The organism is Aeromicrobium phoceense, from assembly GCF_013868155.1.
Classification (GTDB): Bacteria; Actinomycetota; Actinomycetes; order Propionibacteriales; family Nocardioidaceae; genus Aeromicrobium; species Aeromicrobium phoceense.
The window spans coordinates 190,646-215,170 of the sequence record NZ_JACEOG010000002.1 but is presented as its reverse complement, the minus strand read 5'-3'; the positions used below and the strand labels follow the sequence as shown (position 1 = coordinate 215,170).

Below are 24,525 nucleotides of genomic sequence, written 5' to 3'. Positions count from 1 at the left end.
GATAAGTGGAACTGATGCGATCGGTTTCCTCGCTGCGCGTGCTCGCAGCCCTCGACGGCGCCGACTCCTTCTCCGCCGCCGCGGACGAGCTCGGCATGTCGCAGTCGGCGGTCAGCCAGCACGTCGCCGCCCTCGAGCAACAGGTCGGCCTCCCGCTCGTCCAGCGCGGCACCCGTCCCGTCGACGTCACGGTGGCCGGACGGGTCCTCGCGGGCCACGCCGCCGCCGTCATGGCCCGGCTCGAGGCCGCCGGGCTCGACCTCGACGAGCTGGCCGGCCACCACCACCGTCGCCTGCGCGTGGGCGGCTTCCCCACGGCGCTGGCCACGTTCGTCCCCCGGGCGCTGGCGCTGCTCGCCATCCAGTCGCCGGACGTCACGTTCACCGTCGTCGACGACCACCTCCAGGGGCTCGTGCCGCGACTGCTCAACCGCGAGCTGGACGTGGCCCTGGTCTTCGACGACAGCGCGGAGCACCGATTGCCGGGCCTCGACCACGGGGTGGAGCTGACGTCGCTCTTCCTCGACCCGTACCGGCTGCTCGTTCCGCGGTCGCACCGGCTGGCCGCGCGGCAGGGAGCGCTGTCGCTCGCCGACCTCGGCGAGGAGACGTGGGTCGGCGGCGGCCCGTCGAGCACGTGGTTCCAGATCGTCCGAGGTCGCTGTCGCGCGGCCGGGTTCGAGCCGCGCGTGGGCATCGCGTCGGACGACTACCTCGCCGTGCAGGCGTTCGTCGCCGCCGGACTGGGCATCGCCGTCGTCCCGGGGCTCGTGGCCTCCCGCCGGATCGCCGGGGTCGAGGTGCGGGCGCTGCACGACCCGGCCCCGACCCGCGAGGTCATGGTCGCGTGCCCGGTGGACCCCTTCCGTCCGGCCGCGGCCACCACGATGGTGGCACTGCTCCAGCGCGTCACCGCCGGCCGCGCCTCACCCGGTTGAGACCGGGGGCGCCGCCACCACGTGCGGCAGCACGTCCTCGGCGAGCCGCCGGAGCTGGCGGGCCTCGTCGCCCACGGGCCAGAAGTGCACGCGGCGGCAGCCCTGCGCGGCGTACTCGGACAGCAGCTCGGCGCACGTCTCCGCCGGGCCGACGCACACGCGCCCGCGCGGGGCCTCGGGGTCGCGGTCGAGGGCGGGGGCCAGCAGGCTCGTCAGCATCCGCTCGGCGACCGGGGTGTCCTCGGTGACCCACGTCCACATCGTCACGAGCGCGTGCGGCGGCTCGGCGCGGCCGAGCCGGTGGCAGGCCTGCGCCAGGCCCTCGCGGGTGCGACCGAACTCCGCAGGCGTGGTGTGGAACGCCGAGGCCAGCCAGCCGTCGCCGTACCGGGCCACGCGGTCGATGCCCGCCGGCGAGCCCCAGCTGGCCACCCAGAGCGGGACCTGCGCCCGGGACCCGTGGCGCGCGAACTGTGCCCGCAGCACACCGAGAGCCGCGTCGAACCGGGACCACCGCTCCTCCCACGGGACGTCGGCCAGGGCGTAGTCCGTCCGCGAGGATCCCGGGCCGACCCCGGCCACCACGCGCCCCGGGGCGAGCCGCTCGAGCGTGAGCATCGCCGCGCCGTACGAGCGGGCGCCGCGCAGCACCGGCAGCGCCGCACTGGTGACCAGCTCGAGGTCACCCGAGCGCTCGGCCGCCGCGGCCAGCAGGACGAGCCCGTCGGCCCACGGGCTCGGGAAGGTCAGGTGGTCGTTGGCCGACAGCGCGGCGAACCCCAGGTCGCGGGCGGCGTCGACCACCTCCGCGAGGTGGGAGCCGTCCAACGGCGTCGCGGTGAAGTCGATCTGCGGCAGGTGCACACCGGCATCCACCCGCCCACCGTCGCACGGGCCGGGGTCAGCCGCGCCTCTTGAGGTCGCGGCCGATGACGAGGCGCTGGATCTGGTTGGTGCCCTCGAAGATCTGCATCACCTTCGTCTCGCGCATGTACCGCTCGACGGGGAAGTCCTTCGTGTAGCCGGCGCCGCCGAGGACCTGCACCGCGTCGGTCGTCACCCTCATCGCGTTGTCGGTGGCGACGAGTTTGGCGATCGAGGCCTGCCGCGAGAACGGGCGACCGAGGTCGCGCAGCCGCGCGGCCGCCAGGTAGGTGGCCCGCGCCGACTCGATGGCCGCCGCCATGTCGGCCAGCAGGAACGTCAGGCCCTGGTGGTCGATGATCGGCACGCCGAAGGCCTCGCGCTCCTTGGCATAGGCGACCGCGGAGTCGAGGGCGCCCTGCGCGACGCCGGTGGCGACCGCGGCGATCCCGAGGCGGCCCGAGTCCAGCCCGGCGAGCGCGATCGCGAGGCCCTGGCCCTCGTCGCCGAGGCGTCGCTCCACCGGCACCCGGACGTCGTCGAACAGCATCGTGGCCGTCGTCGAGCCCATCAGGCCCATCTTGTCCTCGGGCACGTCGGCGGTCAGCCCCTCGGCATCGGCCGGGACCAGGAAGCACGTGATGCCGGCCTCGGCGCGCGCCATCACCTTGTAGTAGTCGGCCTGACCGCCGTGGGTGGTCCAGGCCTTCGCGCCGCGGATCACGTAGTCGTCACCGTCGCGACGGGCGGTGGTGCGCATCGCGCCCGGGTCGGAGCCCGCGTGCGCCTCGGACAGGCAGTACGCCCCCAGCAGCTCGCCACCGAGCATGTCGGGCAGCCAGCGCTCCTTCTGCTCGCGCGTGCCCGCGTGGTCGAGGCCGAAGCAGCTCAGCGCGTGGACGCTCGTGCCGACGCCGACGCTGGCCCACGCGATCGCGATCTCCTCCACGACCTGCAGGTAGACCTCGTAGGGCTGGCCACCGCCGCCGAGGTCCTCGGCGTACGGCAGGCCCAGCAGGCCGGCGCGGCCCAGGGTGCGGAAGATGTCGCGCGGGAACGTGCCCGACCGCTCGTCCGCGTCGACGCGCGGCCGCAGCTGGTCGTCCACGATCTGGCGCGTGAGGGCGATCAGGTCGTTCGCCTCGTCGCTCGGCATCAGACGCTCCACGGCCACGGTGCTCCTCCTGGGGTGTGTCGGCCCCTCCAGCATGGACCACGGACGAGTGGTTGGATGCAGGGCATGGACATCAGTGGAGCATCAGCCATCGTCACCGGCGGAGCCTCGGGCATCGGCGCGGCCGTCGTCCGCCAGCTCGCCGCGAAGGGCGCCCGGGTGGTCGTCGCCGACCTCAACGACGAGGCCGGTCAGGCCCTTGCGAGCGAGGTCGGGGGCGTCTTCATCCACGTCGACGTGACCGACACCGACCAGATCAAGACCGCCGTCGCCGCGGCCGAGGAGCTCGCGCCGCTGCGCGTCCTGGTGAACTCGGCCGGCATCGGCTGGGCCCAGCGCACGGTCGGCCGCGACGGTCAGTTCGAGTCGGCGCACGACCTCGACGCCTACAAGAAGGTCATCGCCATCAACCTGATCGGCACGTTCGACGCGATCCGTCTCGCCGCCACCGCGATCGGCCGCACCGAGCCGCTGGAGTCCGGCGAGCGCGGCGCGATCTGCAACCTCGCCTCCGTCGCGGCGTTCGACGGCCAGATCGGCCAGGCGGCGTACTCGTCGTCGAAGGGCGGCGTCGTCGGCATGACCCTTCCCGTGGCGCGCGACCTCGCGGCCATCGGCGTGCGCGTCAACACCGTGGCGCCCGGTCTGATCGACACCCCGATCTACGGCGAGGGCGAGGCGGCCGAGCAGTTCAAGGCCAAGCTCGGCGAGTCGGTCAACTTCCCCAAGCGCCTGGGACAGCCCGACGAGCTGGCCAGCATGGTCGTCGAGTGCGTCACGAACTCGTACATGAACGGCGAGACGGTCCGCGTCGACGGCGCCATCCGGATGCCCCCGCGCTGACCCACAGCCGTCACTCCGCGAGGGTCGTCGCCCACCGGCGATGGCCCTCGCGGACGACCACCCGGCCGTCGGCGAACTCCACGACGTCCGCCACGTCGACGAGGTGCGCCTCGCGCACGCGCCGCCGGAGCACCCGTGCGAGCAGCGCGGGCGCGTGCATGTCCTCGCGCTCGTAGCCGAGGAAGCCCAGGCGGCGGCGGGCACCGACGATGACGCCCAGCATCCGTGGCGTCGCGAGCAGCGGGCCCGGCGCTCCGTCGAGCACGAAGCGCACGTCGAGCACGTGCCCGATCTGGCGTGAGCCCTCCACCACGGGCGCTCCGAGCAGATCGCTCAGCAGCAGCCGGCCGTCCTCACGCGGGATCATGACGACTCCCCGGGATGCGAGCGATGACGTGGTCCCTGACCCAGCGCTCGACCCACAGCACCTCGTGCCGCTCGGCCGAGACGCCCAGCACGATCCGCGTCCCGACCTCGGCGACGTCGCTCCACGCGATCCGGTGCAGCAGCCGGGACGGCGTGTGCCCGCCGAAGAACCGCTCGAGCAGGCCCGAGCCGGCGACCAGGTCGGCGATCACGACGTCGTCGCCGTCGCGGCGCAACTCGAGGTCGGCCACGAACGCGGCGGGTCTCCCGTCGACGTCCTGGATCGACCGGTCGAGCAGGTGCAGGTTGGCGTCGAGCACGCGGCCGCGGATCGGATGGGTGGGCAGGGTCATGAGCCGGCTCCCGTCAGGACGAGCAGGGGGATCGCCGCAACGGCGGCGACGCAGATGATGACGAGGTAGACCATCGCCAGGCCGTTGACCAGCCTGCCGTTGGTCTCCGAGCCGACGTACAGCGGATCGTTCGCGACGATGAGGATCGGCAGGTACGTCAGCGGCAGCGCGACCGCCGAGAAGACCACCGAGAACTCCGTGACCAGGATCGGGTCGACCCCCGTGGCGAGGACGAGCACGGCGATGACGATGCAGATGATCATCGTCAGGTGGAAGCGCGCCGCCTCGGTCGGGCGGTGCGACTTGCCCCAGGACCAGCCCGAGAACTGCGCGAGGCTGTAGCCCAGCGAGAGGGCGGTCTCCAGCGCGGCACCGAACGTCGCGGCGACGATGCCGATGATGGCCACCGCGAGCGCGATCCGCCCGCCGCCCTCGACCACCGGCATCACCACCTGCGGGAGCGACGTCACCGCGATCGCCTGCGGCAGCAGGAAGGTCGCGGCGCACGCCGCGATGGCCAGCGAGAGCAGGCCACCGAGGGGGAACCCGATCAGCACGTTGGCCCGAGCCACGCCGAGGTCCCGTCGTGTCCACCGCTCCTCGACCGCACCGGAGGAGAAGAAGAACACCTCGTAGGGCGTCATCGCGGCACCGAACAGGGCCACGGCGTAGTACCAGTACGTCAGCGAGGTCTCCTCGCCGCGCGGCCCGATGTGCGTCGCCTGGTCGGTGAGCTCGCCCCAGTCCGGGCCGAGGAGGAAGAGCGCCACCGCGAACACGATGAGGCACAGGCCGAACAGGCCGGCCACGTTCTCCAGCACCTGGAACTTCACCCGCCACAGCACCAGCCACACCGCCAGTGCGGCCACCGGGATCCAGGCGAACTCCGAGACGCCGCTCGCGAGCTGGAGGGCCAACGCGACACCACCGATCTCGGCCGTGAGCGTCATCAGGGTCATGAACATCGAGGCCGCGAGGTTGGCCACGCCGGCCCGCGGTCCGAGTCGCTCGCGGATGACCTCGAACGTGGCGGCGCCGCTCAGTGCGGCCACCCTCGCGGACATGTTCGCGAAGAGGCAGATCCCGACGACGCCGACCACGACCACCCACGCCAGGGACATGCCGAAGCGCGAGCCGACAACGGCGTTCGTGACGAGGTCTCCGATGTCGACGAAGCCGCCGATGGCGGTCAGGATGCCGAGCGCGACGGCGAGGCACTTCTTCACCGCGGCGGTCCGATCTGGTCGACCACGTCGCGCAACGAGCGCTCGGCCGCGGCCACGTCCTCGCGGGCCAGCCGCAGGCCCGTCCCGGCCGCGACGGAGGAGCGCGCGTCCGTGACCGCGTCGGACGCCTCGGACAGGGCGGATCGCACCTGGTCGAGATCGCTTCGCTGTCCCTCGGTCTCGGGGGTGAGGGTGGCCGTGGTGGACATCGCGCCCGACAGCTCGGTGGCGGCCGCCTCCAGCGTCACCTCGAGCACCGGGGTGGTCGAGCGGCCGCGCTCGTGCTGGTCCAGCGCCTCGCGCGCGGTGGCCGTGGCGGCGAGCCCGTCGTGCGCCGCGAGGCTGGCGTCCTGGGTGGGCGACGCGCAAGCAGCGGTCATCAGCACGACGAGCACGACCAGGCACCTGGCGACGAGGCGTCCACACGGGTCCAGCCGCGCGGGTGTCCTTCGATCCTCAGCCGTCATGACGAGCACCAGTAAGCCACCCGACGAGCACGTCCGCACGTCGGACGGCACGATGAACCCATGCGTGCTCTCGTGATCATCGACCTGCAGGAGGACTTCCTCAATCCCCCGGACCTGCGCGAGCAGCGTTCCGACATCGTCCGCGCCGTGCAGCGCTGGACGGACTGGGCGCGCGACCACGACGTGCCCATCGTGGAGGTCCGCACCGTGCTGCCCGAGGACAAGTCCACGTGGGCGCTCAACATGCGCGACGACGACCAGCCGGTGGTGCTGGAGGGTACGAAGGGCGCCGAGACGCTCACCGAGCTGGACCTGCGTCCGGACCTCGAGCTCACGAAGCGGCGGGACGACGCCTTCCACGGCACCGACCTGCTGGAGCGGTTGCGCGAGCTCGGCGTGGACGAGCTCGTCCTCGCCGGTGTGGTCACCGAGGCGTGCATCGCGATGACGGCCGCGACCGCCTACGCGCACGACTTCCGGGTGCAGATCGCCGACGGCGCGGTCACCTCGGCCGATGAGAAGGCGCACGTGGCCGCGTTGAAGTGGCTGCGTGAGCAGTACCGCCAGGACGTGGTCTCCCCCGAGGACCTCGCCGACTGACGAGGCCCCTGCTCACCCCGCCCGCGGGTGGATCGCGTGCTCGAAGTGGTGACAGGCCGCGCACAGGCCCTCGAGCAGGTCGAGGTCTGTGGGCCCGCCCTCGGACCATGCGATCACGTGGTGGCTGTGGTCGATGGGGTTCTCGCAGCCGGCCCGCGCGCACACACCGTCCTGGCGGAACCAGATCGCCTCGCGCTGCTTCGCCGTGGCGTGCCGGTGTCGGTCGCCCACGTCGAGGATGCGCTCGTTCCGTCCGATCCGCTCCACGAGGAGCGGTCGCAGGTCGGCGCCTTCGGTCAGGTGCCTGAGCAGCTCCCGTCCGATGGGCCCGAAGCCGACCAGCTCGGCCGGCTCGCCGGCCACGAAGGCGGACTCGGGATCAGGAGCGAGTGCGGCCTTGAGGGTGCCGGCTTCGACCACGACGTGGATCTGTGGCCGTACGGTGCCGTCGGTCGGCAGACCCTGCTCCAGCACTCGGGTCAGCAGTTCCTCGAGCCCGTCGCAGCGCCGCTCGGACGCCGTGCGGTCGTCACCGGCGGCGCGCGGCACCGACAGCGACTCGAGCACCGCGTGGAGCTGGGCGCCGACGTGGATCGGAAGGAAGCCGGTGACGTGCCAGCCGTCGAGGGTCTTCGACAGCCGGATGTCGCGACGGTCCATGCCGCTGATCCACGCCTCGTCGAGCGACTCGGGGTGCTGGATCGCCTTCGCCCTGCGGACGAGCTTCTTGAGCCGACCGGGCGGGAACGCCCTCGCGACCTTCGTCAGGTGCTCGTCCAGCTGCACGGTCTCGTCGACGCCGACGTGGCGCATCCCGAAGTCGAGCACCTTGACGTGCTCGAGGGCGATCTCGCCCGCGCGGAAGGCCTCGGCGGCGCGCGGCAGCTGGGCCAGCGCCTCGCCCGCGCGGAGGCGGGCTCGCGTGTCGCCGGCCTCCAGGCGGAGGTCTCGGCGGGCCCACGTGACCACGCTCGTGGCGTCCTCGCCGAGGTGGGCTCCGGTGCGCTCGATCTCGACGAGTCGCTCGGTCAGGGCCGCGTCCGCGGCATCGCGCAGCGTCCGCAGCGCTCGCGCCTCGTCGCACACACCGAGGACGTGACCGACCGCAGCACGTCTGCGGTCGCTCGCATCACGGCGATCGTGACCTCGGCGCTGTCCATGTCGAGAACGCTAGGGGCACCCTCCGACAGCGACTCGACCTCGCGGACGAGGGCCGATCCTTCCCGTCATTCCAAGCGGCGAGGCTCAGTCGTCGTCGGGCCCGCCGGTGCCGGGGTCGTCGGTGACGGGCAGGTCGGGGACGCCCTCGGGACCCTCGACGCCGGGCACCGTCTCGGTGCCGGCCTCCTGCTCGTTGCCGCCCGGCTCGCTCACGCCCTCGTGCTGCGGATCCACCGTGAGGTCGTCGGCCAGCTTGTCGGCCTTGCCCTCGGTCTGGTCACCGTTCGTCGGAGTGCTGTTCATGTGCTCTTCCTTCCGTCGTGCGACGCAGCAGCAGGACCGCTCCGCCGTCGAACTGTCGGCTCTCGTCGATCGTCAGGCCGCACGCCGCGGCGTCGGCCGCGAGGTCGCGACCCTGCGCCTCGTCGCGCAGCTGGAGCAGCGCCGCCCCGCCACGGATGAGGTGCCGCCCGATCACCGTCAGGCACTCGCGAGCGAGGTCCAGTCCGTCGGACCCCCCGTCGATCGCGGTGAGCGGGTCCTCGGGGAACTCGCCCACGCCGTCCGACGGCAGGTACGGCGGGTCGGCGATGATGAGCGCGAACCGCTCGTCCGGCATGAGGGCCTCGGCCATCGCGCCGTGGCGGATGTCGGAGTCGACGCCCCAGACGCGGGCGTTGCGCGAGGCCCACACGCACGCGTGCAGGTCGGCGTCCACCTGCACGAGGTGGCGACCCGTGTCGGCCACGGCGAGCAGGCCGATGTGGCCGGCGCCCGCGCAGACCTCGAGCACCGGTCCCAGGGGCACGGCGTCGAGCAGCTCGCGCGCCCACAGCGACTGGGCCTCGGTCCACGGGCGGGGCGTCAGGACGCGCTCGTCGTGGCCGATCGGCCGGCCGCCGAACGTGGTCGTCCTCGCCTGCGGCTCCGAGGCCTGGAGCATCAGAAGACCGGCTTTCCGCCGGTGACGCCCAGGACGGTGGCCGAGACGTAGCTGGCCTCCTTCTCGCTCGCCAGGAACACAAACGCACCGGCGAGCTCGGCCGGCTGACCGGCCCGACCCAGCGGCGTGTCGGAGCCGAACTGCTCGATCTTCTCCTCGGGCTGGGTGGCCGGCTGCAGCGGAGTCCAGATCGGACCCGGCGCCACCGCGTTGACGCGGATGCCACGCGGACCGAGCTCGGCCGCCAGGTTCACCGTCAGGTTGTTGATCGCGGCCTTGGTCGACGCGTAGTCCAGCAGGCTCGTCGACGGCTCGTAGGCCTGGATCGACGAGTTGTTGATGATGCTTGACCCGCGACCGAGGTGCGGCAGCGCGGCGCGGACGAGCCACAGCAGCGCGAACACGTTCGTCGTGTACGTGCGCTCGATGCGCTCGTCGTCCATCTGCTCGAGTCCCTCGTCCCGGGCCATCTGGAAGCCCGCGTTGTTGACGAGGATGTCCAGTCCGCCGAGGCCGTCGTGGGCCTGCCCCACGACGCGGTCGCACGTCGCGCTGTCGCGCAGGTCCGCCTCGATCGGCAGGCTCGTGCGTCCGGCCTCCTCGATCAGCCGCGACGTCTCGCGCGCGTCCTCGGCCTCCTCGGGCATGTAGGTGAACGCCACGTCGGCCCCCTCGCGGGCGTAGGCAATCGCGGCCGCCCGGCCGATGCCGGAGTCACCGCCGGTGATGAGCGCCTTGCGCCCCTCCAGCCGGCCCGAACCGACGTAGCTCTCCTCGCCGTGGTCCGGCCGGGGCTCCATCGGCTCGGTCAGTCCCGGGGGCTCCTGCTGCTGCGCCGGGAATCCGTCCTGTTCCTCACTCATCGCGAGCTCCTTCCTCGTCGAACCTGGTCCTGATCATCTGGTGGGTCGCGTCGCACCACGGCAGTGACGCGGACTTGCCGCACCGGCACACGGCGCTGACGGGCCGTTCGGTGCGGTGCACCTCGCCGTCCGGGGAGTGGACCCCGATGTCCCCGCGGATCAGCAGCGGCCCGTTCGGGACCACGCTGACGTCGACCTTGCGCGCCATCAGGCACCCCACCTCTCGAACATCGCCTCGGCGAAGCGACTCTCCTGGTCCAGGCACGTGAACACGCCGAAGGCGACGTCCTCGGCCAGGTGCGGCTCCGCCTCGACGAGGGCGCCGGCGATGAAGCGCGCGGCGGTCTGCTCGTGCACGGCGTCGGCCTCGACGTGCTCGTCGTAGTAGGCAGCCATCTCCTCGGGGAGGCCGAGGCGGCGCAGGCCGCGCGACATCCGCCGCGACGGACCCGAGCTGGAGGCCTCGAACGCCACGAGGTGGCCGACCGCCGCGCCCCGGAGGCGCCGCTGGAGGCCGAACATCGTGAGCGTCACGTTCATCTCGAGCACCTCGACCGGCACGTCGTCGATCGCGGCGTTCTCACGGGCGTCGAGACCCATCGCCCGCATGCCGTCGGCGAACAGCTGCGCGTGGAGGCGCTCGGGGCGGCCTCCGCCGTACTCGTCGTACTGCAGCTCGGCCAGCGCGGCGCGCGAGGGACCCGGCAGCCGCGGGATCGTCCACGCGGTCGGGTCGGCCTCCTTGAGGTGGTAGACCGAGCGGAACCACAGCAGCTCACGGACCTGGTCGGCCGTCGCGGCACGCTGGACGAACTCCGCGAGGGAGCGTCCCTCGTCGGCGCGCACGTAGTCGAGCAGCACGTCCGGCTCGGCGGACTCGGGCAGCCGGCCCTCGGCGCGCTCGCGCAGCCGGGCCTCGAGCTCGCGCTCCACTCGGTTGCGGACCGTGATCAGCTCGGGCGTCCACTCCGCATCCTCCACGTCGGCGAAGCCGCGGTGGTGCAGCTCGTGGGCGATCCAGACCGTCAGCAGACCGTCCTCGGCGCTCGAGGGGCTGACCTTCGGCACGCGATCCCACGGCATTCCCCCGGTCAGGGCGGCGATGGTGGCGGCACTCAGGTCGCCACGGGGCTGGGGCAGGGTCGAGGTGGTCGCCCGGCTGCCGGTGAGGACGGCTGATGGCATCCGCGGTCCTTTCGATCGAAACGGAGGTCACGGGGCACGTACCCCGGCGCGGGCGCCTCATGCGTCACCCGCGCAGCCATCGTGCCCCGGCGCATGGTTCCTCGCGAGTCGGGTACGTGAACCCTGTCCGACCGAATGAGGAGGATCACATGACCACGCCGCACCCCGAGGAACCCGCCGAGGGCCCCGACCCCGCCGATCCCGCCACGACGCCCGACAACCCGATCGAGCCCGACGATCCCGACTCGCCCGCGACGAGCGATGACGGGGACGGCGGCGCCGAGAACCTGGTCGTCACCGACCCCACCGCGCCGTCGTCGCGGGTCTGAGCCGCCGATGAACGACGACAACCGCCCCCTGTGGCTGGTGCCCGCCGACGTCGCGGGCCACGACCCACTCCCCGACGCCTGTGACGACCTCGTGGTCGGCGCAGGCGTCGTCGGGCTGACCACCGCCGTCCTGCTGGCCCGCGCCGGCCGGAAGGTGTGCGTGGTCGAGGCCCGCTACGTCGGAGCCGGGTCCCCCGGGCACAGCCCCGCCAAGGTGTGGGTGCTGCAGGGCCCCCGCCTGTCCACCCTGCTCGAGGACCACTCGCGCGAGGTCGTCCAGGCCTACGTCGACATGAACCGCGCCGGCTTCGACTGGCTGGTCGGCTTCGCCGGGCAGCACGACGTCCGGATGGACCGGCGGACCGCGGCGACCTTCGCCGCCAAGCCCACCGAAACCTCGCGCGCGCGAGCCGAGTACGTCGCCGCCATGTCGGTCGGGCTGCCGGTCGAGTGGACCGACGACCCGGGCCTGCCCGTGCCCACCCACGGCGCCGTCACCCTCGCGGACCAGGCGCAGATCGACCCCGGCTCCCACCTCGCGGCCCTCGCCGCCGAGCTCCGGGCGCACGGCGGCTCGCTCGTGGAGCACGCCCGCGTGATGAACGTCGACTGGATCGGCGCTCCGACCGCGCACCTCGACGACGGTCGCAAGGTCCGCGCGGAGTCCTTGGTCGTCGCGACCGGCTCGCCGATCCTGGACCGCAGCCTGGCCTTCAGCGACCTCGAGCCCCAGCGCTCGTACGCGGTCGGCTACGAGCTAGCCGACCCGCCGCAGGTCATGGCGCTGTCGGCGGGCTCGCCGTCGGTCTCGCTGCGCGACGCCCTGACCGAGGACGGACGACCGGCGCTGCTGGTCGGCGGCTTCGGGCACGGCGTCGGACGGACCGAGTCCGAGCGCGATCACGTCGAGATGATCCGCACCTGGACCGCCGAGCACTTCCCGGAGGCCCGCGAGGTCGCGGCCTGGTCGGCGCAGGACTACACCACCGGCGACGGCCTCCCCCGCTTCGGCAGGATGCCCCGCGGCGGCGACCGCATCCGCTTCGCGACCGGCTTCGCGAAGTGGGGATTCACGAACGGCACCGCCGCGGCCCTGGCGATCGCCAGCGACATCCTGGGCGACCGGCTGCCGTGGGCGGACTCCGTCGTCGACCACTCCTCGCCCCTGCTCTCGACCCGGGGCCGGGCGGCGATCAACGCGAAGGTCGCCAAGGAGGTCGCGACGGGTGCCGCCCGCGTGATCGCCACGTCGCCGCGGTCCCTGCAGCCCGGTGAAGGCGACGTCCACCGCGACGGCGTCCGCGTCGTCGCGGAGTCGCGCTCCGAGAGGGGAACGTGCCGCGTTCAGGGCCTCTGCACGCACCTCGGCGGCGTGCTCCGGTGGAACGACCAGGAGCGCTCGTGGGACTGCCCGCTGCACGGCTCGCGGTTCTCCCCGGAGGGCGACGTCCTCAACGGCCCCGCGACCAAGCCCCTCAAGCGCCTGGACACCCAGGACGACGACGAGGGGAAGGACGACGACCGGATCGGTGTCTGAGGGGTGACGATGCAGATCGGCTACCACGTCTCCCACGAGCAGTTCGGCCCCGCGGAGCTCCTCGGGCTCGCGCAGGCGGCGGAGCGCCACGGCTTCGAGGCGCTCCTGTCGTCCGACCACTTCGCGCCGTGGACGCGCGACGGCGAGTCCGGCTTCGCCTGGTCGTGGCTCGGCGCCGCCGCGGTGAGCACGAGCCTTCCGCTGGGCGTGGTCTCGGCGCCGGGGCAGCGGTACCACCCCGCGGTCCTCGCGCAGGCGATCGCGACCGTGGAGGCCCTCGCTCCGGGGCGCCTGACCCCGGCGCTGGGCTCCGGGCAGGCGCTCAACGAGCACGTCACGGGTGACCCGTGGCCGCCCAAGGACGAGCGCAACGTCCGGCTGGCGGAGTGCGCCGACGTCATCACCCGGCTGCTGGACGGCGAGACGGTGGACCACCGCGGGACCGTGCGGGTCGACCGCGCCCACCTCTACAGCGCGCCGGCGTCCCGCCCGCCGATCCTCGCCGCAGCGCTGACCCCCGAGTCGGCGGCCGACGTCGCCGCCTGGTCGGACGGCCTGATCACGGTCAACGCTCCGTGGGACACGATGCGCGAGGTGATCGGCGCGTACCGGGACGCCGGCGGCGCGGGCCGCCCCGTCCACGTCCAGGTGCACGTGTCGTGGGCGCCGGACGAGGAGACGGCGCGGCGCCAGGCCGTGGAGCACTGGGCGTTCTGCGCGCTCGAGGCCGCTCGCTCGCAGGACCTCGAGCTGCCCTCCGACTTCGATGCGGCCACGCGCAGCGTACGGGTCGACGACGTCGCCGACGCGATCGTGATCTCCGCGGACGACGCCGACCACGTCGAGTGGCTGGCGCAGTGCAGCGAGCTCGGCGTCGAACGGGTCTACGTCCACCAGGTCGGTCCCGACCAGGACGGCTTCATCCGCCACTTCGGCGAGCACGTCCTGCCCCGCGTCCGCGACCGCCTGCGCGGGTGAGCCGCCGTGTCCCGCTACCTGATCGGCGTCAGCGGCTGGAGCTACACCTCGTGGCGCGGTGACTTCTACCCGCAGGGGCTCGCCCGCACGAAGGAGCTGGCCCACGTCGGGTCGCGCCTGACGGCGGTGGAGGTGAACGGCACCTTCTACTCGCTGCAACGACGAACCTCGTTCGAGCGGTGGGCCGCCCAGACGCCGGAGGACTTCGTCTTCGCGCTCAAGGGCAGCCGGTACGTGACGCACCTGCTGAAGCTCGCCGGGGCGCAGACCGCGCTCGCGAACTTCTTCGCCTCCGGGGTGCTCGCGCTCGGCGACAAGCTCGGCCCGATCGTGTGGCAGCTGCCTGCGACCTTCGCGTACGACCCCGAGCGGATCGAGGGGTTCCTGGGCGCGCTCCCCCGCACGATGGAGGAGGCCGGCCGCCTCGCGGCGCAGCACGACGACCGGCTCCCGCCGGAGCGCGCACTGACGGAGCCCGTCGCCGACGGACCGGTCCAGCACGTCCTCGAGGTGCGCCACCCCTCCTTCGCCGATCCCCGGTACGCCGAGCAGCTGCGCCGGCACGACGTCGCGGCCGTGTGGACCGACGCCCCGAAGCCGTGGCCCGTCCTCGACCTCCCGTCCTCCACGGTGGCCTACGCCCGGCTTCACGGGCACACGCGGCTCTACGCCAGCCGCTACAGCGACGCCTCGCTCGACACGTGGGCGCAGCGGTGCCGCCGCTGGCGTGAGGAGGGGCGGGACGTGCACGTGTACTTCGACAACGACTCCGAGGGCCACGCGCCGCACGACGCAGAGCGTCTTCTCGGTCGGCTTCGAGCGATCGACGACTTCTCCGGTTGCCGACTCCCAGCGCCCGTGTGACGCTGAAGACGGTTGAACGCCCAGCCTCTAGGACTGCTCCCGTTTTCGGAGGATCCATGACTGTGCTGTCTGATCACCCTGCCGTCCCGAACGCCGAGGACCTCGTCCTCGCCCACCTCTCCCTCGCCAGTGCCCTGGCCCACCGCTTCACCGGCCGCGGCGTGGACACCGAGGATCTCGAGCAGGTCGCTCGCCTCGCCCTGGTGAAGGCCGCCCGTCGCTACGACCCCGACCAGGGTCCGTTCCCTCCGTACGCCACGGCGACGATCCAAGGCGAGCTGAAGCGCCACTTCCGCGACCGGGCCTGGATGGTGCGCCCGCCCCGGCGCATCCAGGAGATCCAGGCCCTCATCGTGACCGAGCAGCTGCCCGAGCTCACGAGCGCCAACCTCGAGGAGATGGCGGCCCGTATCGGCGTCGCTCCCGACGACCTGCGCGACGCCACCGTCGCCCGCGGGTGCTTCCAGCCCGAGTCGATGGACGACGTCACCCACGGGCGCCGCGAGTTCGCGCACACCGACGACGACCTCGAGTTCGTCGACGAGTGGCTCAGCGTGGCGCGCTCCCTGCGCGAGCTCGAGCGCGACGAGCGCGAGCTGTTGCACTGGCGGTTTGTGGAAGGACTGACGCAGCAGGCGATCGCCGATCGCCTGGGCATCAGCCAGATGCAGGTGTCGCGCCGTCTCGCGAAGGTGCTGTCGTCGTTGCGTCAGCACCCGGACGTCGCCGCTGCATGACCCGAGGAACCCACCAGCAGCACCACCTGCCAGAGGAGGGACACGCGTGACCAGTCGATCGCAGGACCCCCAACCCGACCCCGGGATCCCCGACCTCACGGCGAAGGTCTCCGCCCTGTCGCGGGACGCTGCCGCGCAGGCCACGATCACGTCCGTCCTGTGCCAGCTCCAGGCGGCCGTGGGCGCCGAGCACGGTGGGGCACTCATGCTCGGCCCGGGGAACAGGATCGAGTCGGCCGAAGGCTCGGATGCGGTCGTGGCCCATGCCGACGCGCTCCAGGCCCACCTCGGCGAGGGCCCGGACCTCACGCTCCTGGAGGGCGGGAAGTCGCTCCTGGTGTCCGACACGCACAGCGAGACCCGGTGGCCACGGTGGGCCGAGGCCGTGGCCGAGCTGGGGCTGAGGAGCCTCGTCAGCGTCAAGCTCGCCACGCGCGACCACGTGCTGGGCAGCGTGAACCTCTACTCGAGCCGACCCGATGCCTTCGGCGACGACGACCGCGAGGTCGCCGAGGACCTCGCACGGCGTGCCGCGGTGACGGTGTCCGCCTCGATCACGGCCCGCGACCTGCCCGCCGCGCTGGACTCACGGATCCTGGTCGGCCAGGCGCAGGGCATCGTGATGGAGCGCTTCGACCTCTCGAACGACGAGGCGTTCGCGGTGCTGCTGCGGCACTCCCAGAGCACCGACACGAAGTTGCGGACCGTCGCCGAGCAGGTGGTGCAGGAGTACTCGGTCCCGGCGGAGTCCGCCTGACCGCCCGGCGAGCTGTTGTGGTGCCGCCCCGCCGCGGGTATTATGCAACTTGTTGCAATAGTCCCGGCCCGGAGGTCTCCATGTCCCTGCCCACCGTCCTGCAGAACCGGCTCTCGCTGCCCGTCGTGGCGTCCCCGATGTTCATCGCCTCGGGCCCCGAGCTCGTCATCGCCCAGTGCAAGGCCGGCGTGGTGGGCTCGTTCCCCGCGCTGAACGCGCGCCCCGCGTCGCTGCTCGGTGACTGGCTCGACCGCATCGAGTCCGAGCTCGAGGGCACCGACGCCGCACCGTTCGCGGTGAACCAGATCGTGCACCGGTCCAACAACCGCCTCGAGGAGGACATGGCCACGATCGTGGAGCACCAGGTGCCCATCGTGATCACCTCGCTCGGCGCGCGCCCCGAGATCAACGAGGCCGTCCACTCCTACGGCGGCATCGTCCTGCACGACATCATCAACAACCGCTTCGCGCACAAGGCGATCGAGAAGGGCGCCGACGGCCTCATCGCCGTGGCCGCCGGAGCCGGCGGCCACGCCGGCACCCTCTCCCCCTTCGCCCTGGTGCAGGAGATCCGCCAGTGGTTCGACGGCCCGCTGCTGCTCTCGGGCTCGATCGCGCACGGCCGCTCCGTGCTGGCCGCGCAGGCCGCCGGTGCCGACCTGGCCTACGTCGGCTCGGCCTTCCTGGCCACCGACGAGGCCAACGTGGTGGAGGGCTACAAGCAGATGATCGTGGAGAGCTCGGCCGACGACATCGTCTACTCCGACCTGTTCACCGGCGTGCACGGGAACTACCTCCGGGGCAGCATCGAGGCCGCCGGCCTCGACCCGCGCAACCTCCCCGCGGGCGATCCCTCCACCATGGACTTCGGCTCCGGCAGCACCTCGGACGCCAAGGCGTGGAAGGACATCTGGGGCGCCGGCCAGGGCCTGGGCGCCGTCGACGCGACCGTCCCCGCCGCCGAGCTCGTCGCCCGCCTCACGCGCGAGTACGACGCCGCCAAGCGCGAGCTGCTGGCCGCCGTCCCGGCCTGAATCGCACGACCCGCGCCGCGCTCCCGTCACCGGGGGCGCGGCGCGGTGCGTTCGTCGCATGAGGCAGGCTGGTTCCCGCACGCCACGAAATGTGAACGTAACAAAGCAGACGGGAATGAAGCCTGGTGACCTTGCACGAGAGCCTCGGAACGATCTACGACGAAGTGCTCCACCGGAACCCCGGGGAGACCGAGTTCCACCAAGCCGTGCGCGAGGTGCTGGACAGTCTCGGACCCGTCGTCACGAAGCACCCGGCCTACACCGACGCGGCGGTCATCCGTCGCCTGTGTGAGCCGGAGCGCCAGATCATCTTCCGCGTCCCGTGGGTCGACGACCAGAACAACGTGCAGATCAACCGCGGCTTCCGGGTGGAGTTCAACTCGGCGCTCGGCCCGTTCAAGGGCGGCCTGCGGTTCCACCCCAGCGTCTATCTCGGCATCGTCAAGTTCCTCGGCTTCGAGCAGATCTTCAAGAACTCCCTCACCGGCATGCCGATCGGCGGCGGCAAGGGCGGCTCGGACTTCGATCCCAAGGGTCGCTCCGAGGGCGAGATCATGCGCTTCTGCCAGGCCTTCATGACCGAGCTGTACCGCCACATCGGCGAGTACACCGACGTTCCGGCCGGCGACATCGGCGTGGGCGGCCGCGAGATCGGCTACCTCTTCGGCCAGTACAAGCGCATCACCAACCGCTACGAGTCCGGTGTCCTGACGGGCAAGGGCATCACGTGGGGCGGCTCGCTCGTGCGCACCGAGGCCACGGGCTACGGCACCGTGTTCTTCGCCCAGGAGATCCTGCGCTCGCGCGGCGAGTCGTTCGACGGCAAGCGCGTCGTCGTCTCCGGTTCGGGCAACGTGGCCACGTACGCCATCGAGAAGCTCCAGCAGCTCGGCGCGATCGTGGTGGCGTGCTCCGACTCCAGCGGCTTCGTCGTGGACGAGCAGGGCATCGACCTCGAGCTGCTCAAGGAGGTCAAGGAGGTCCAGCGCGGCCGCATCTGCGACTACGTCGACCAGCGCGAGTCCGCGGAGCTCGGCCAGGGCTCCATCTGGAGCGTCCCGTGCGACATCGCCCTGCCGTGCGCCACGCAGAACGAGCTCGACGACAAGGACGCCGCCGTCCTCGCGCAGAACGGCTGCACGATCGTGGCCGAGGGCGCGAACATGCCGTGCACGCCCGACGCCGTGCGCCTGTTCTCCGAGGCCGGCATCACGTTCGCCCCCGGCAAGGCCGCCAACGCCGGCGGCGTCGCTACCAGCGCGCTGGAGATGCAGCAGAACGCCTCGCGCGACCGGTGGTCGTTCGAGTACACCGAGGAGCGCCTCGCCGAGACGATGCGCGGCATCCACGACCGCTGCCTCGAGACCGCCGACGAGTACGACACCCCCGGCAACTACGCCGCGGGCGCCAACATCGCCGGGTTCACCCAGGTGGCCGACGCGATGCTGGCCCTCGGCGTCATCTGACACGAGAAGCGACGCGAGGCGTCGCGTGCGCTCCCTCGGGAGCGTGCGCGACGCCTCGTTTCACGTCGGCGGCAACCGGGTAACCCCCATGCATGAGTCTCCTGCGCGAACGGTCCGTCCTGCTCGCCCGCCAGGGCTACCTCTTCACGGCCGCCCTCACCGAGACCGAGCGGCACCGCCTGTACGACGAGGGCGCCGTCCCGATCCGCCTGCTCGGCCGGCCCGCGCTGCTCGTGACCGGCTCGGAGGGCGTGCGCTTCTTCTACGACGAGAGCCGTCTGATGCGCCACCTCGCCGTCCCGGCGCCCATCGCACTGTCGCTGTTCGGCCCGGGCGCGGTGCACGGCCTCGACGACGCCCCCCCCCGCCATCGCAAGGAGCTGTTCCTCCCCGCGCTGACGGAGCCGGCACTCGAGCGCCTCACCGACATCGCGGGCACCCGCCTCGAGCGGCGGGTGAAGCAGTGGGAGGCCACCGGTGGCGGCGAGGTCTACTCCGACGCCGTCGACATCTTCGGCTCGAGCATCATCGAGTGGGCGGGGATCGACGAGTCCGACGCCGAGAAGAGCCGCCACGCGCGTTGGCTGGCCACGATCGTGGACGGCTTCGGCACGATGGGGACGCCCTACCTGCGGGCCACGGTGGCCCGCCGCCGGTGCGACCGGTGGGCGGCGGACCTGGTCCGCCGCGAGCGTGAGGCCCCCGCCGCTCCCGCCGGGTCGTGGCTGTCGGCGGTGGCGCGATTCGTCGACGCCGACGGCCGGCCACTGCCCGAGCGCACGGCCGCGGTGGAGCTGCTGAACATCCTGCGCCCGACCGTGGCGGTGTCGTGGCTGGCGTCGTTCGCGGCGCTGGCCCTCGTCGAGCATCCCCAGTGGTGCGAGCGCATCCGCGCCGAGGACGCGTCAGGAGAGTCCGCCGTGGCGGAGGCCTTCTGCCACGAGGTGCGCCGGTACTACCCGTTCGTGCCGGTGCTGGCGGCGCGCGCCCGCCGGGACACCGTGTACGCCGGTCACCGGATCAGCGCAGGCCAGCGCGTGCTGCTGGATGTGCACGGCACCAACCACGGCGCGGACTGGGAGGACCCGTGGGCGTTCCGGCCCGAGCGGTTCCTCGACGTGGACCCGTGCGACGTCACCGCCTTCGTGCCCCAGGGCGGCGGCCCGCGCGAGACGGGTCACCGGTGCCCCGGCGAGGGCGTGTCGAACCGGCTGCTCGAGCTGACCGTGCAGGCGCTCGCGCGGCACGACTCGCTCGAGCTGCCGGCGCAGGACCGCACCTTCTCGGCCCGCCGGATGCCGACGCGACCGGCGAGCGGCACGCGGGTCCGGCTCTGACTCGACCGGCCCGACAGAGCTGTCGGGGTCAGGTCGCCTTGCGGCGGAACTCCGGCTGCTCGATCGGCTTGGAGGCACCGTGCGACTTCTCGCTGCCGTCGTGCTCGGCACCCTCGGCCGTGGCGTGATGACGCTCCTTCTTCTTGTCGAGCGCCTCGCGGAACTTGGCCTTCATCTCTTCTGGATCGGTCACTGCGGCCTCCTCAGGTTGGTTCCAACGTAGCCCGCCTCGCGGGTCTGCGCGCCGTCAGCCTCGCGCCTTGCCCCAGCCCCAGCGGTGCTTCGGCTTGCCGACGTCGCCCTTGCGGTAGTCGCACACGCCGTCGGGGAACACCTGCTCGAGGCGCGTCAACTCCTCACGGCTGGGACGCCACGATCCGTAGAGGCCGGCCCTCGCCGCCTTCGAGACCGGCTGGAGGGCGCACTTCCAGATCCCGCCCTCGTACGGCGCGCCGGCGACCCGGCGCGAGCTCGAGTAGACCGGGAACCGCTCGGTGCACTCCCCCGCCGCCCTGGAGTCGATGATCCCGCTCCAGACCTTCGAACCGGCGGCGATCACGTCACCCGAGGTCGTGAAGCAGGTGTCCACCGCACGGGCCGGCTTGTTGCCCGAGACGCCGCGGCGCGGGTTCTTCGCGATGTTCGCCATCCACTCGTCGATCACCTCGAACGCGCGCAGCGTCGGGTCGTAGTCCTGGGCCGGACGGGCGTCGGCGAACCAGATCACCTGGTTCGAGGCGTCGCCGTCGACGTTGAGCATGCGCTGACGGACCGCGAAGGACTGCTGGGTGTTGTGCATGTCCAGCTCGTCCTCCAGATACGGGCGCAGGTCGATGATCGGGATGTCGATGTCGCCCTGGAACTGCATGCCCGACGTGTAGGCGGCGCGGATCGCCTTCAGGTCGCCCTCGCGCCGAGGCGCGGGGGTCGTGCCGTCGGGACTGAGGTTCATGTTCCGCGAGCTCCACGGGTCGAAGTTCTGCGGCGTCGTGGGGCCGTCGAACGGGGCACCCTCGGGCACCATGTCGCGCGACTCCTTCCAGCTGCCGACCTTGGCGTTCAGGTCGAGGAACTCCGCCGGGGTGATGACGCCGTCCTTCATCGCCTTCAGCCCGTACTGGACGCCCACGTTGTCCCACGGCACCCGCGCGTAGCCGTCGGGCCCGGTGCCGTAGATGTTCACGAGGTCGGCGAAGTGGGTCCACTGGACGCCCTCGGTGCCCTGCGCCAGCTTGTCGAGGTCGTCCACGTCGGTGAACGTGGGGTTCAGGGCCAGCGGCGTGAGGCCGAACCAGCCGGGCTTGCACTCCATCAGCGGCGGTGCCGCCGAGCCGGGCGCCCGGTCCATGACCTGGTAGCCCAGCGCCTGCATCGCCCCGTACAGCTGGTTCCACTGTGCGATCTCGCCCGCCGAGAGGTTCTTCGGCTCCTTGGTGCCGTTCAGGCCAATGATCGCCTGGCGGACCTCGGGGTCCTTCCACTTCGGGTTGGTGCGGTCGGTGGCGTCGAAGTAGTACTCCAGCAGCTCGCAGTCGCCCACGTGGATGACCTGCGTGACCATGTCGGGGTAGGAGTACTGCGGGATCGCCGCGTCGATGATCCCCGGGTGGTTCTGCGCGTACACGTACTGCTGGATCGCCCCGCCCGAGCCGCCGACGGCCACGGTGTAGTCGGGCACGCCGTACGTCTCGACCGCGCGCTCCTTCAGCATCAGCGCGGTCTCTCCGCCGAGCTGAAGGTTGTAGTGGGTGCTCGTGCGGGTGCCGCTGGACCACATCACGCCGTAGCCCTGGCCGAGCAGGTCCGTGGGCAGCATCGCGCTGTCGCTCGTGGTGCCCTGCGTGTGGCCGATCGCCACGCCGCCCTGGAAGCTGAACACCAGGCGGCGGTTCCACAGCGAGGTGTCGGGGCGCTCCGGGTCGGCGTCGCCCACAGGAGCCAGCGCGGCGATGCTGTAGACGAACCGGTTCACGGTGCCGCGCTCCCAGCGCACGACGTAGGGAACCTTCTTGCCGGCCTTCGTGGTGGTCGTGGCGGTGTCCGACGGCGGGTTCGCGGGATCGTCGAGCCAGTGGAAGCGATCGTCGGTGGTGGACCGGTAGACGTAGCCGATGCGGCGCTCGGCGGCGCAGTTCGCGCTCCAGCCCACCGTCTCGGCGGCGGCGGTCGGGTAGCCGCGCCCGTCCTGCGGGTAGTCGCCGTTCGCGTCCTCGCGGGCCACGGCGATGCCCTGGCGGTCCTGGTTGTCCACGATCGGCTGGCCGAGGATCTTGCGTCCGTCGAAGCGCCCGCGGGCCGTGGTGCAGACGAACGGCTGCTGCTGCGGGCCGGAGAACATGGGGCCGGAGGCCGGATGATTGGTGACCGTGAGCGAGGCCGCGCGGGCCCCCGGCCGGGCGCCCCGGCGCACCTCGGCGCGCAGGGTGGTCCTGCCGGTGCGCAGGTCGCCGACCAGCCCGACCAAGGTGCGGTCGGTGGTGACGGCGAAGGCGTCGGTGACGTTCGTCGCCCCGGCGCGGATCACCACGTCGGCAGGCCTCACCTGCCGCGGCACGGTCACCTCGACCAGGGCGTCGCCGGCGGACACCTGGTTCGGCGCACTGGACAGCACCTCGATCCGCAGGGAGGTGCCGTGGCGCGGCGATCCGGCCTCGGCGGCCACCGTGGCGCCGGCGACGAGCGCCAGCCCGGCGGTGCCGACGAGGAGGAGACGAAGAGGACGACGCTGCTGGGGACGACGCTGGTGGTGACGCATGCCTGGCTCCCAAAGGACTGCCCGAGATCCGATTCGAGCACCCTACTGTGACCTACGTCACATTGTCACGCCTCGGCGGACGCCGGCCCCTCGCCCCGCTCCTCGCGGGCCTCCCGGTAGGCGGGGGCGCGGAGCCGGGCGACCCAGTCGTAGTTCGTCAGGCCGGGCAGCGGCCGGAGCACCGGGTCGAAGGACGGCTCCACGTCCGTCTCGCTCAGCAGCCGCAGCACCGCGAAGGCCACCCAGGCACCCTGCCCCTCGGCGCGCAGCAGCACCCACTGACCCTCGCCCGTGGGAGCGGCGGCCAGCAGGAGCGGTCCCTCCGGGCCCTTGTACGGCAGCAGCGTCGTGGACAGGTGCCAGCCCGACGACTTCACCGGCCGGAGCAGGAAGCGGGTGAGCGGACCCATCCCCGTGCTGGCCAGCAGCACGTCGGCGTCGTCCTGCTCGGGCAGCCGGATCGCGAGTCCCTGGAGGTCGGGCCAGCCGTGCGGCAGCCCGATCGCGGCGGACACCCGGACGATCGCCCGCTCGGTGCCGGGCTCGTCCAGCCAGGGCACGCCCGTGGGCAGCAGGCTGCCGGTGCGGATCAGCTCCGCCTCCCAGACCGTGCCGCGCGGGTGCAGCGGCTTGGGTGCCCTCCGGACCAGGGCGAGTGCGTGGGTGGCCCCTTCCAGCACGGCACCACCGGCCCGGGCGGCGAGGCCGGGGACGGCGCTCAGCAGTCGGCTCATGCGTGGTCCTCGATCAGGGATGCAGCGGCGGCATCGTGCTGCCGGCGCGCTCGGGCAGGCCCGAGAGGAGGGCGTCGACGGCGTCGTAGGCCGAGTGCTCGGGCGTCCAGCCGAGCTCGGTGCGGGCCCGCTCGGTGGACATCAGCGGCACGTGCATGAGGGCGCCCAGCAGGCTGCCCGGCACGGGAAGGGCGTGGATCCGCCAGGCCGCCCCGAGTGCCGCCTGCGCGAGCCGGGCGGGCACCTCGACGGTGCGCGCCCCGAAGAGCTCGCCCAGCTCGTCCCGGCGGAGCACCCCCTCGCCGGCGAGGTTGAAGGCCCCGCTGACCGGCCGCTCCACGGCCGCCCGGATCGCCCGGCCGACGTCACCGGCGTGGATCGCCTGGAGCCGCAGTCCGGCGGGCAGCGGGAGGATCGGGATGCGCCTGCGGTCCAGCAGTGACGGCCGGGCGAGCGCGCCGCCGAAGATGCGGCGCTGCTCGCTGGCGGCCGAGCGCTGGAAGACGAACGCGGGCCGCAACCGGACGACGCTCACTTCGGGATGACGACCCTCGAAGCCGTCGAGGGTGCGCTCGACGTAGGCCTTCTCACGGCAGTAGGTCGCCTCGGAGGCGCCGTCGGTCGACCACGTCTCGTCCACCGGCGTGTCGTGCTCGACCGGGGAGTACGACGCGACCGAGGACGCGCAGATCACCTTCGGCACGCCCACCTCGGCCACGGCGTCGAGCACCCGCCGCGTGCCCACCGCGTTGGTCGCCCACGTGACGTCCTGGCGGTGGGTGGGCTGGAACTTCCACGCGAGGTGCACCACGGCGTCGGCACCCGTGAAGACCGTCGTGAGGTCGTCGTGCGACACGTCCGCGGCGTGCCAGCGCACGGACGCCGCACCGGCATCGTCGAGGTCGGGGAGGCGTCGGGCCACGGCGGTGAGCTCGTGGTCGCCTCCGGCGGACAGTTCTCGCAGGGCCGCGGATCCGATGTTCCCGCTGGCGCCGGTGATGACGATCCTCATGT

At 72.3% G+C, this 24,525-nt stretch carries 28 protein-coding genes; 12 read left to right on the top strand and 16 right to left on the bottom strand.

Annotation, left to right across the window (positions count from 1 at the left end):
* The first annotated feature begins 14 nt into the window (after window positions 1-14).
* Window positions 15-938, top strand: a complete 924-nt coding sequence (locus H1W00_RS14325; protein WP_241733252.1) for a LysR family transcriptional regulator — start codon at window positions 15-17, stop codon at window positions 936-938.
* On the opposite strand, the gene H1W00_RS14320 is transcribed toward H1W00_RS14325, so the two are convergent.
* Window positions 927-1,814 (bottom strand): LLM class flavin-dependent oxidoreductase, encoded by an 888-nt coding sequence (locus H1W00_RS14320; protein ID WP_181756503.1) that lies wholly within the window; start codon window positions 1,812-1,814, stop codon window positions 927-929. The two genes, H1W00_RS14325 and H1W00_RS14320, sit on opposite strands and share 12 nt — an antisense overlap.
* A 25-nt stretch (window positions 1,815-1,839) precedes the next feature.
* Window positions 1,840-2,976, bottom strand: a complete 1,137-nt coding sequence (locus H1W00_RS14315) for an acyl-CoA dehydrogenase family protein (RefSeq protein WP_181756502.1) — start codon at window positions 2,974-2,976, stop codon at window positions 1,840-1,842.
* Between the two features lie 66 nt (window positions 2,977-3,042).
* On the opposite strand from H1W00_RS14315, the gene H1W00_RS14310 reads away from it, so the two are divergent.
* Window positions 3,043-3,819, top strand: coding sequence for an SDR family NAD(P)-dependent oxidoreductase (locus H1W00_RS14310; protein ID WP_181756501.1), 777 nt, complete (start codon window positions 3,043-3,045; stop codon window positions 3,817-3,819).
* Window positions 3,820-3,829: 10 nt separating this feature from the next.
* Here the strand turns inward: H1W00_RS14310 and H1W00_RS14305 are convergent, their stop codons facing one another.
* Genes H1W00_RS14305 through H1W00_RS14290 form a run of 4 tightly spaced genes read right to left on the bottom strand, consistent with a single transcriptional unit; the run spans window position 3,830 to window position 6,231 of the window.
* On the bottom strand, window positions 3,830-4,186 hold the full coding sequence (locus H1W00_RS14305) for a hypothetical protein (protein ID WP_206680087.1): 357 nt from the start codon (window positions 4,184-4,186) through the stop codon (window positions 3,830-3,832).
* Entirely contained in the window at window positions 4,173-4,538 is a 366-nt protein-coding gene (locus H1W00_RS14300; RefSeq protein WP_181756500.1) for a hypothetical protein, read from the bottom strand. Before H1W00_RS14300 ends, H1W00_RS14305 begins: the two co-directional genes overlap by 14 nt.
* The gene (locus tag H1W00_RS14295; RefSeq protein ID WP_181756499.1) at window positions 4,535-5,764 is read right to left on the bottom strand and encodes a divalent metal cation transporter; all 1,230 of its coding nucleotides are present in this window, start codon (window positions 5,762-5,764) and stop codon (window positions 4,535-4,537) included. The genes H1W00_RS14300 and H1W00_RS14295 overlap by 4 nt, the downstream gene beginning before the upstream one ends.
* The gene (locus H1W00_RS14290) at window positions 5,761-6,231 is read right to left on the bottom strand and encodes a hypothetical protein (RefSeq protein ID WP_181756498.1); all 471 of its coding nucleotides are present in this window, start codon (window positions 6,229-6,231) and stop codon (window positions 5,761-5,763) included. The genes H1W00_RS14295 and H1W00_RS14290 overlap by 4 nt, the downstream gene beginning before the upstream one ends.
* Before the next feature lie 60 nt (window positions 6,232-6,291).
* Between H1W00_RS14290 and H1W00_RS14285 the strand changes: the two genes are divergently transcribed.
* Window positions 6,292-6,831, top strand: coding sequence for a cysteine hydrolase family protein (locus H1W00_RS14285; RefSeq protein WP_181756497.1), 540 nt, complete (start codon window positions 6,292-6,294; stop codon window positions 6,829-6,831).
* 12 nt (window positions 6,832-6,843) lie between these two features.
* Here H1W00_RS14285 and H1W00_RS14280 read toward each other — a convergent pair whose 3' ends face one another.
* The 6 genes from H1W00_RS14280 to H1W00_RS14255 form a co-directional block, all read right to left on the bottom strand.
* On the bottom strand, window positions 6,844-7,917 hold the full coding sequence (locus H1W00_RS14280) for a DUF222 domain-containing protein (RefSeq protein ID WP_181756496.1): 1,074 nt from the start codon (window positions 7,915-7,917) through the stop codon (window positions 6,844-6,846).
* 159 nt (window positions 7,918-8,076) lie between these two features.
* Entirely contained in the window at window positions 8,077-8,295 is a 219-nt protein-coding gene (locus tag H1W00_RS14275) for a hypothetical protein (protein ID WP_181756495.1), read from the bottom strand.
* Window positions 8,270-8,935: a methyltransferase gene (locus H1W00_RS14270; RefSeq protein WP_181756494.1), complete on the bottom strand. Its 666-nt coding sequence runs from the start codon at window positions 8,933-8,935 to the stop codon at window positions 8,270-8,272. The genes H1W00_RS14275 and H1W00_RS14270 overlap by 26 nt, the downstream gene beginning before the upstream one ends.
* A complete protein-coding gene (locus H1W00_RS14265; RefSeq protein WP_181756493.1) occupies window positions 8,935-9,798 on the bottom strand; it encodes an SDR family oxidoreductase in 864 nt (287 codons plus the stop codon). The genes H1W00_RS14270 and H1W00_RS14265 overlap by 1 nt, the downstream gene beginning before the upstream one ends.
* Window positions 9,791-10,006, bottom strand: a complete 216-nt coding sequence (locus H1W00_RS14260) for a CDGSH iron-sulfur domain-containing protein (protein WP_181756492.1) — start codon at window positions 10,004-10,006, stop codon at window positions 9,791-9,793. The genes H1W00_RS14265 and H1W00_RS14260 overlap by 8 nt, the downstream gene beginning before the upstream one ends.
* Complete coding sequence (locus tag H1W00_RS14255; RefSeq protein WP_241733210.1) at window positions 10,006-10,983, bottom strand: iron-containing redox enzyme family protein; 978 nt, start codon at window positions 10,981-10,983, stop codon at window positions 10,006-10,008. Before H1W00_RS14255 ends, H1W00_RS14260 begins: the two co-directional genes overlap by 1 nt.
* 149 nt (window positions 10,984-11,132) lie before the next feature.
* Between H1W00_RS14255 and H1W00_RS14250 the strand changes: the two genes are divergently transcribed.
* The 9 genes from H1W00_RS14250 to H1W00_RS14210 all read left to right on the top strand — a co-directional run bounded on the left by H1W00_RS14250 (window position 11,133) and on the right by H1W00_RS14210 (window position 20,022).
* Window positions 11,133-11,312, top strand: a complete 180-nt coding sequence (locus H1W00_RS14250) for a hypothetical protein (RefSeq protein WP_181756491.1) — start codon at window positions 11,133-11,135, stop codon at window positions 11,310-11,312.
* A 7-nt stretch (window positions 11,313-11,319) separates the two neighbouring features.
* Complete coding sequence (locus tag H1W00_RS14245; protein WP_181756490.1) at window positions 11,320-12,849, top strand: FAD-dependent oxidoreductase; 1,530 nt, start codon at window positions 11,320-11,322, stop codon at window positions 12,847-12,849.
* A 9-nt stretch (window positions 12,850-12,858) separates the two neighbouring features.
* Window positions 12,859-13,827: a TIGR03885 family FMN-dependent LLM class oxidoreductase gene (locus H1W00_RS14240; RefSeq protein WP_181756838.1), complete on the top strand. Its 969-nt coding sequence runs from the start codon at window positions 12,859-12,861 to the stop codon at window positions 13,825-13,827.
* 6 nt (window positions 13,828-13,833) lie between these two features.
* A complete protein-coding gene (locus H1W00_RS14235) occupies window positions 13,834-14,691 on the top strand; it encodes a DUF72 domain-containing protein (RefSeq protein WP_181756489.1) in 858 nt (285 codons plus the stop codon).
* 56 nt (window positions 14,692-14,747) lie between these two features.
* Complete coding sequence (locus tag H1W00_RS14230; RefSeq protein WP_181756488.1) at window positions 14,748-15,428, top strand: sigma-70 family RNA polymerase sigma factor; 681 nt, start codon at window positions 14,748-14,750, stop codon at window positions 15,426-15,428.
* A 46-nt stretch (window positions 15,429-15,474) separates the two neighbouring features.
* The gene (locus tag H1W00_RS14225; RefSeq protein ID WP_181756487.1) at window positions 15,475-16,185 is read left to right on the top strand and encodes an ANTAR domain-containing protein; all 711 of its coding nucleotides are present in this window, start codon (window positions 15,475-15,477) and stop codon (window positions 16,183-16,185) included.
* An 80-nt stretch (window positions 16,186-16,265) separates the two neighbouring features.
* A complete protein-coding gene (locus tag H1W00_RS14220; RefSeq protein WP_181756486.1) occupies window positions 16,266-17,219 on the top strand; it encodes an NAD(P)H-dependent flavin oxidoreductase in 954 nt (317 codons plus the stop codon).
* 131 nt (window positions 17,220-17,350) lie between these two features.
* On the top strand, window positions 17,351-18,685 hold the full coding sequence (gene gdhA, locus H1W00_RS14215) for an NADP-specific glutamate dehydrogenase (RefSeq protein ID WP_206680106.1): 1,335 nt from the start codon (window positions 17,351-17,353) through the stop codon (window positions 18,683-18,685).
* A 92-nt stretch (window positions 18,686-18,777) separates the two neighbouring features.
* Complete coding sequence (locus H1W00_RS14210; protein ID WP_181756485.1) at window positions 18,778-20,022, top strand: cytochrome P450; 1,245 nt, start codon at window positions 18,778-18,780, stop codon at window positions 20,020-20,022.
* Between the two features lie 28 nt (window positions 20,023-20,050).
* Here the strand turns inward: H1W00_RS14210 and H1W00_RS14205 are convergent, their stop codons facing one another.
* The 4 genes from H1W00_RS14205 to H1W00_RS14190 all read right to left on the bottom strand — a co-directional run bounded on the left by H1W00_RS14205 (window position 20,051) and on the right by H1W00_RS14190 (window position 24,523).
* Window positions 20,051-20,215, bottom strand: a complete 165-nt coding sequence (locus H1W00_RS14205; RefSeq protein ID WP_206680085.1) for a DUF5302 family protein — start codon at window positions 20,213-20,215, stop codon at window positions 20,051-20,053.
* 54 nt (window positions 20,216-20,269) lie between these two features.
* Window positions 20,270-22,777, bottom strand: coding sequence for a DUF6351 family protein (locus tag H1W00_RS14200; protein WP_181756484.1), 2,508 nt, complete (start codon window positions 22,775-22,777; stop codon window positions 20,270-20,272).
* Window positions 22,778-22,842: 65 nt separating this feature from the next.
* Complete coding sequence (locus tag H1W00_RS14195) at window positions 22,843-23,511, bottom strand: hypothetical protein (protein WP_181756483.1); 669 nt, start codon at window positions 23,509-23,511, stop codon at window positions 22,843-22,845.
* A gap of 13 nt (window positions 23,512-23,524) precedes the next feature.
* Complete coding sequence (locus H1W00_RS14190) at window positions 23,525-24,523, bottom strand: NAD-dependent epimerase/dehydratase family protein (protein WP_181756482.1); 999 nt, start codon at window positions 24,521-24,523, stop codon at window positions 23,525-23,527.
* Window positions 24,524-24,525: the final 2 nt, after the last annotated feature.

What these genes read in the sequence shown, in the direction of transcription:
- H1W00_RS14195 (WP_181756483.1), bottom strand. Translation starts at nt 23,511, where the DNA reads ATGAGCCGACTGCTGAGCGCCGTCCCCGGCCTCGCCGCCCGGGCCGGT.
- H1W00_RS14245 (WP_181756490.1), top strand. Translation starts at nt 11,320, where the DNA reads ATGAACGACGACAACCGCCCCCTGTGGCTGGTGCCCGCCGACGTCGCG.
- H1W00_RS14270 (WP_181756494.1), bottom strand. Translation starts at nt 8,935, where the DNA reads ATGCTCCAGGCCTCGGAGCCGCAGGCGAGGACGACCACGTTCGGCGGC.
- H1W00_RS14275 (WP_181756495.1), bottom strand. Translation starts at nt 8,295, where the DNA reads ATGAACAGCACTCCGACGAACGGTGACCAGACCGAGGGCAAGGCCGAC.
- H1W00_RS14325 (WP_241733252.1), top strand. Translation starts at nt 15, where the DNA reads ATGCGATCGGTTTCCTCGCTGCGCGTGCTCGCAGCCCTCGACGGCGCC.
- H1W00_RS14300 (WP_181756500.1), bottom strand. Translation starts at nt 4,538, where the DNA reads ATGACCCTGCCCACCCATCCGATCCGCGGCCGCGTGCTCGACGCCAAC.
- H1W00_RS14260 (WP_181756492.1), bottom strand. Translation starts at nt 10,006, where the DNA reads ATGGCGCGCAAGGTCGACGTCAGCGTGGTCCCGAACGGGCCGCTGCTG.
- H1W00_RS14250 (WP_181756491.1), top strand. Translation starts at nt 11,133, where the DNA reads ATGACCACGCCGCACCCCGAGGAACCCGCCGAGGGCCCCGACCCCGCC.
- H1W00_RS14220 (WP_181756486.1), top strand. Translation starts at nt 16,266, where the DNA reads ATGTCCCTGCCCACCGTCCTGCAGAACCGGCTCTCGCTGCCCGTCGTG.
- H1W00_RS14240 (WP_181756838.1), top strand. Translation starts at nt 12,859, where the DNA reads ATGCAGATCGGCTACCACGTCTCCCACGAGCAGTTCGGCCCCGCGGAG.
- H1W00_RS14310 (WP_181756501.1), top strand. Translation starts at nt 3,043, where the DNA reads ATGGACATCAGTGGAGCATCAGCCATCGTCACCGGCGGAGCCTCGGGC.
- H1W00_RS14265 (WP_181756493.1), bottom strand. Translation starts at nt 9,798, where the DNA reads ATGAGTGAGGAACAGGACGGATTCCCGGCGCAGCAGCAGGAGCCCCCG.
- H1W00_RS14190 (WP_181756482.1), bottom strand. Translation starts at nt 24,523, where the DNA reads ATGAGGATCGTCATCACCGGCGCCAGCGGGAACATCGGATCCGCGGCC.
- H1W00_RS14230 (WP_181756488.1), top strand. Translation starts at nt 14,748, where the DNA reads ATGACTGTGCTGTCTGATCACCCTGCCGTCCCGAACGCCGAGGACCTC.
- H1W00_RS14290 (WP_181756498.1), bottom strand. Translation starts at nt 6,231, where the DNA reads ATGACGGCTGAGGATCGAAGGACACCCGCGCGGCTGGACCCGTGTGGA.
- H1W00_RS14200 (WP_181756484.1), bottom strand. Translation starts at nt 22,777, where the DNA reads ATGCGTCACCACCAGCGTCGTCCCCAGCAGCGTCGTCCTCTTCGTCTC.
- H1W00_RS14210 (WP_181756485.1), top strand. Translation starts at nt 18,778, where the DNA reads ATGAGTCTCCTGCGCGAACGGTCCGTCCTGCTCGCCCGCCAGGGCTAC.
- H1W00_RS14305 (WP_206680087.1), bottom strand. Translation starts at nt 4,186, where the DNA reads ATGATCCCGCGTGAGGACGGCCGGCTGCTGCTGAGCGATCTGCTCGGA.
- H1W00_RS14255 (WP_241733210.1), bottom strand. Translation starts at nt 10,983, where the DNA reads ATGCCATCAGCCGTCCTCACCGGCAGCCGGGCGACCACCTCGACCCTG.
- H1W00_RS14285 (WP_181756497.1), top strand. Translation starts at nt 6,292, where the DNA reads ATGCGTGCTCTCGTGATCATCGACCTGCAGGAGGACTTCCTCAATCCC.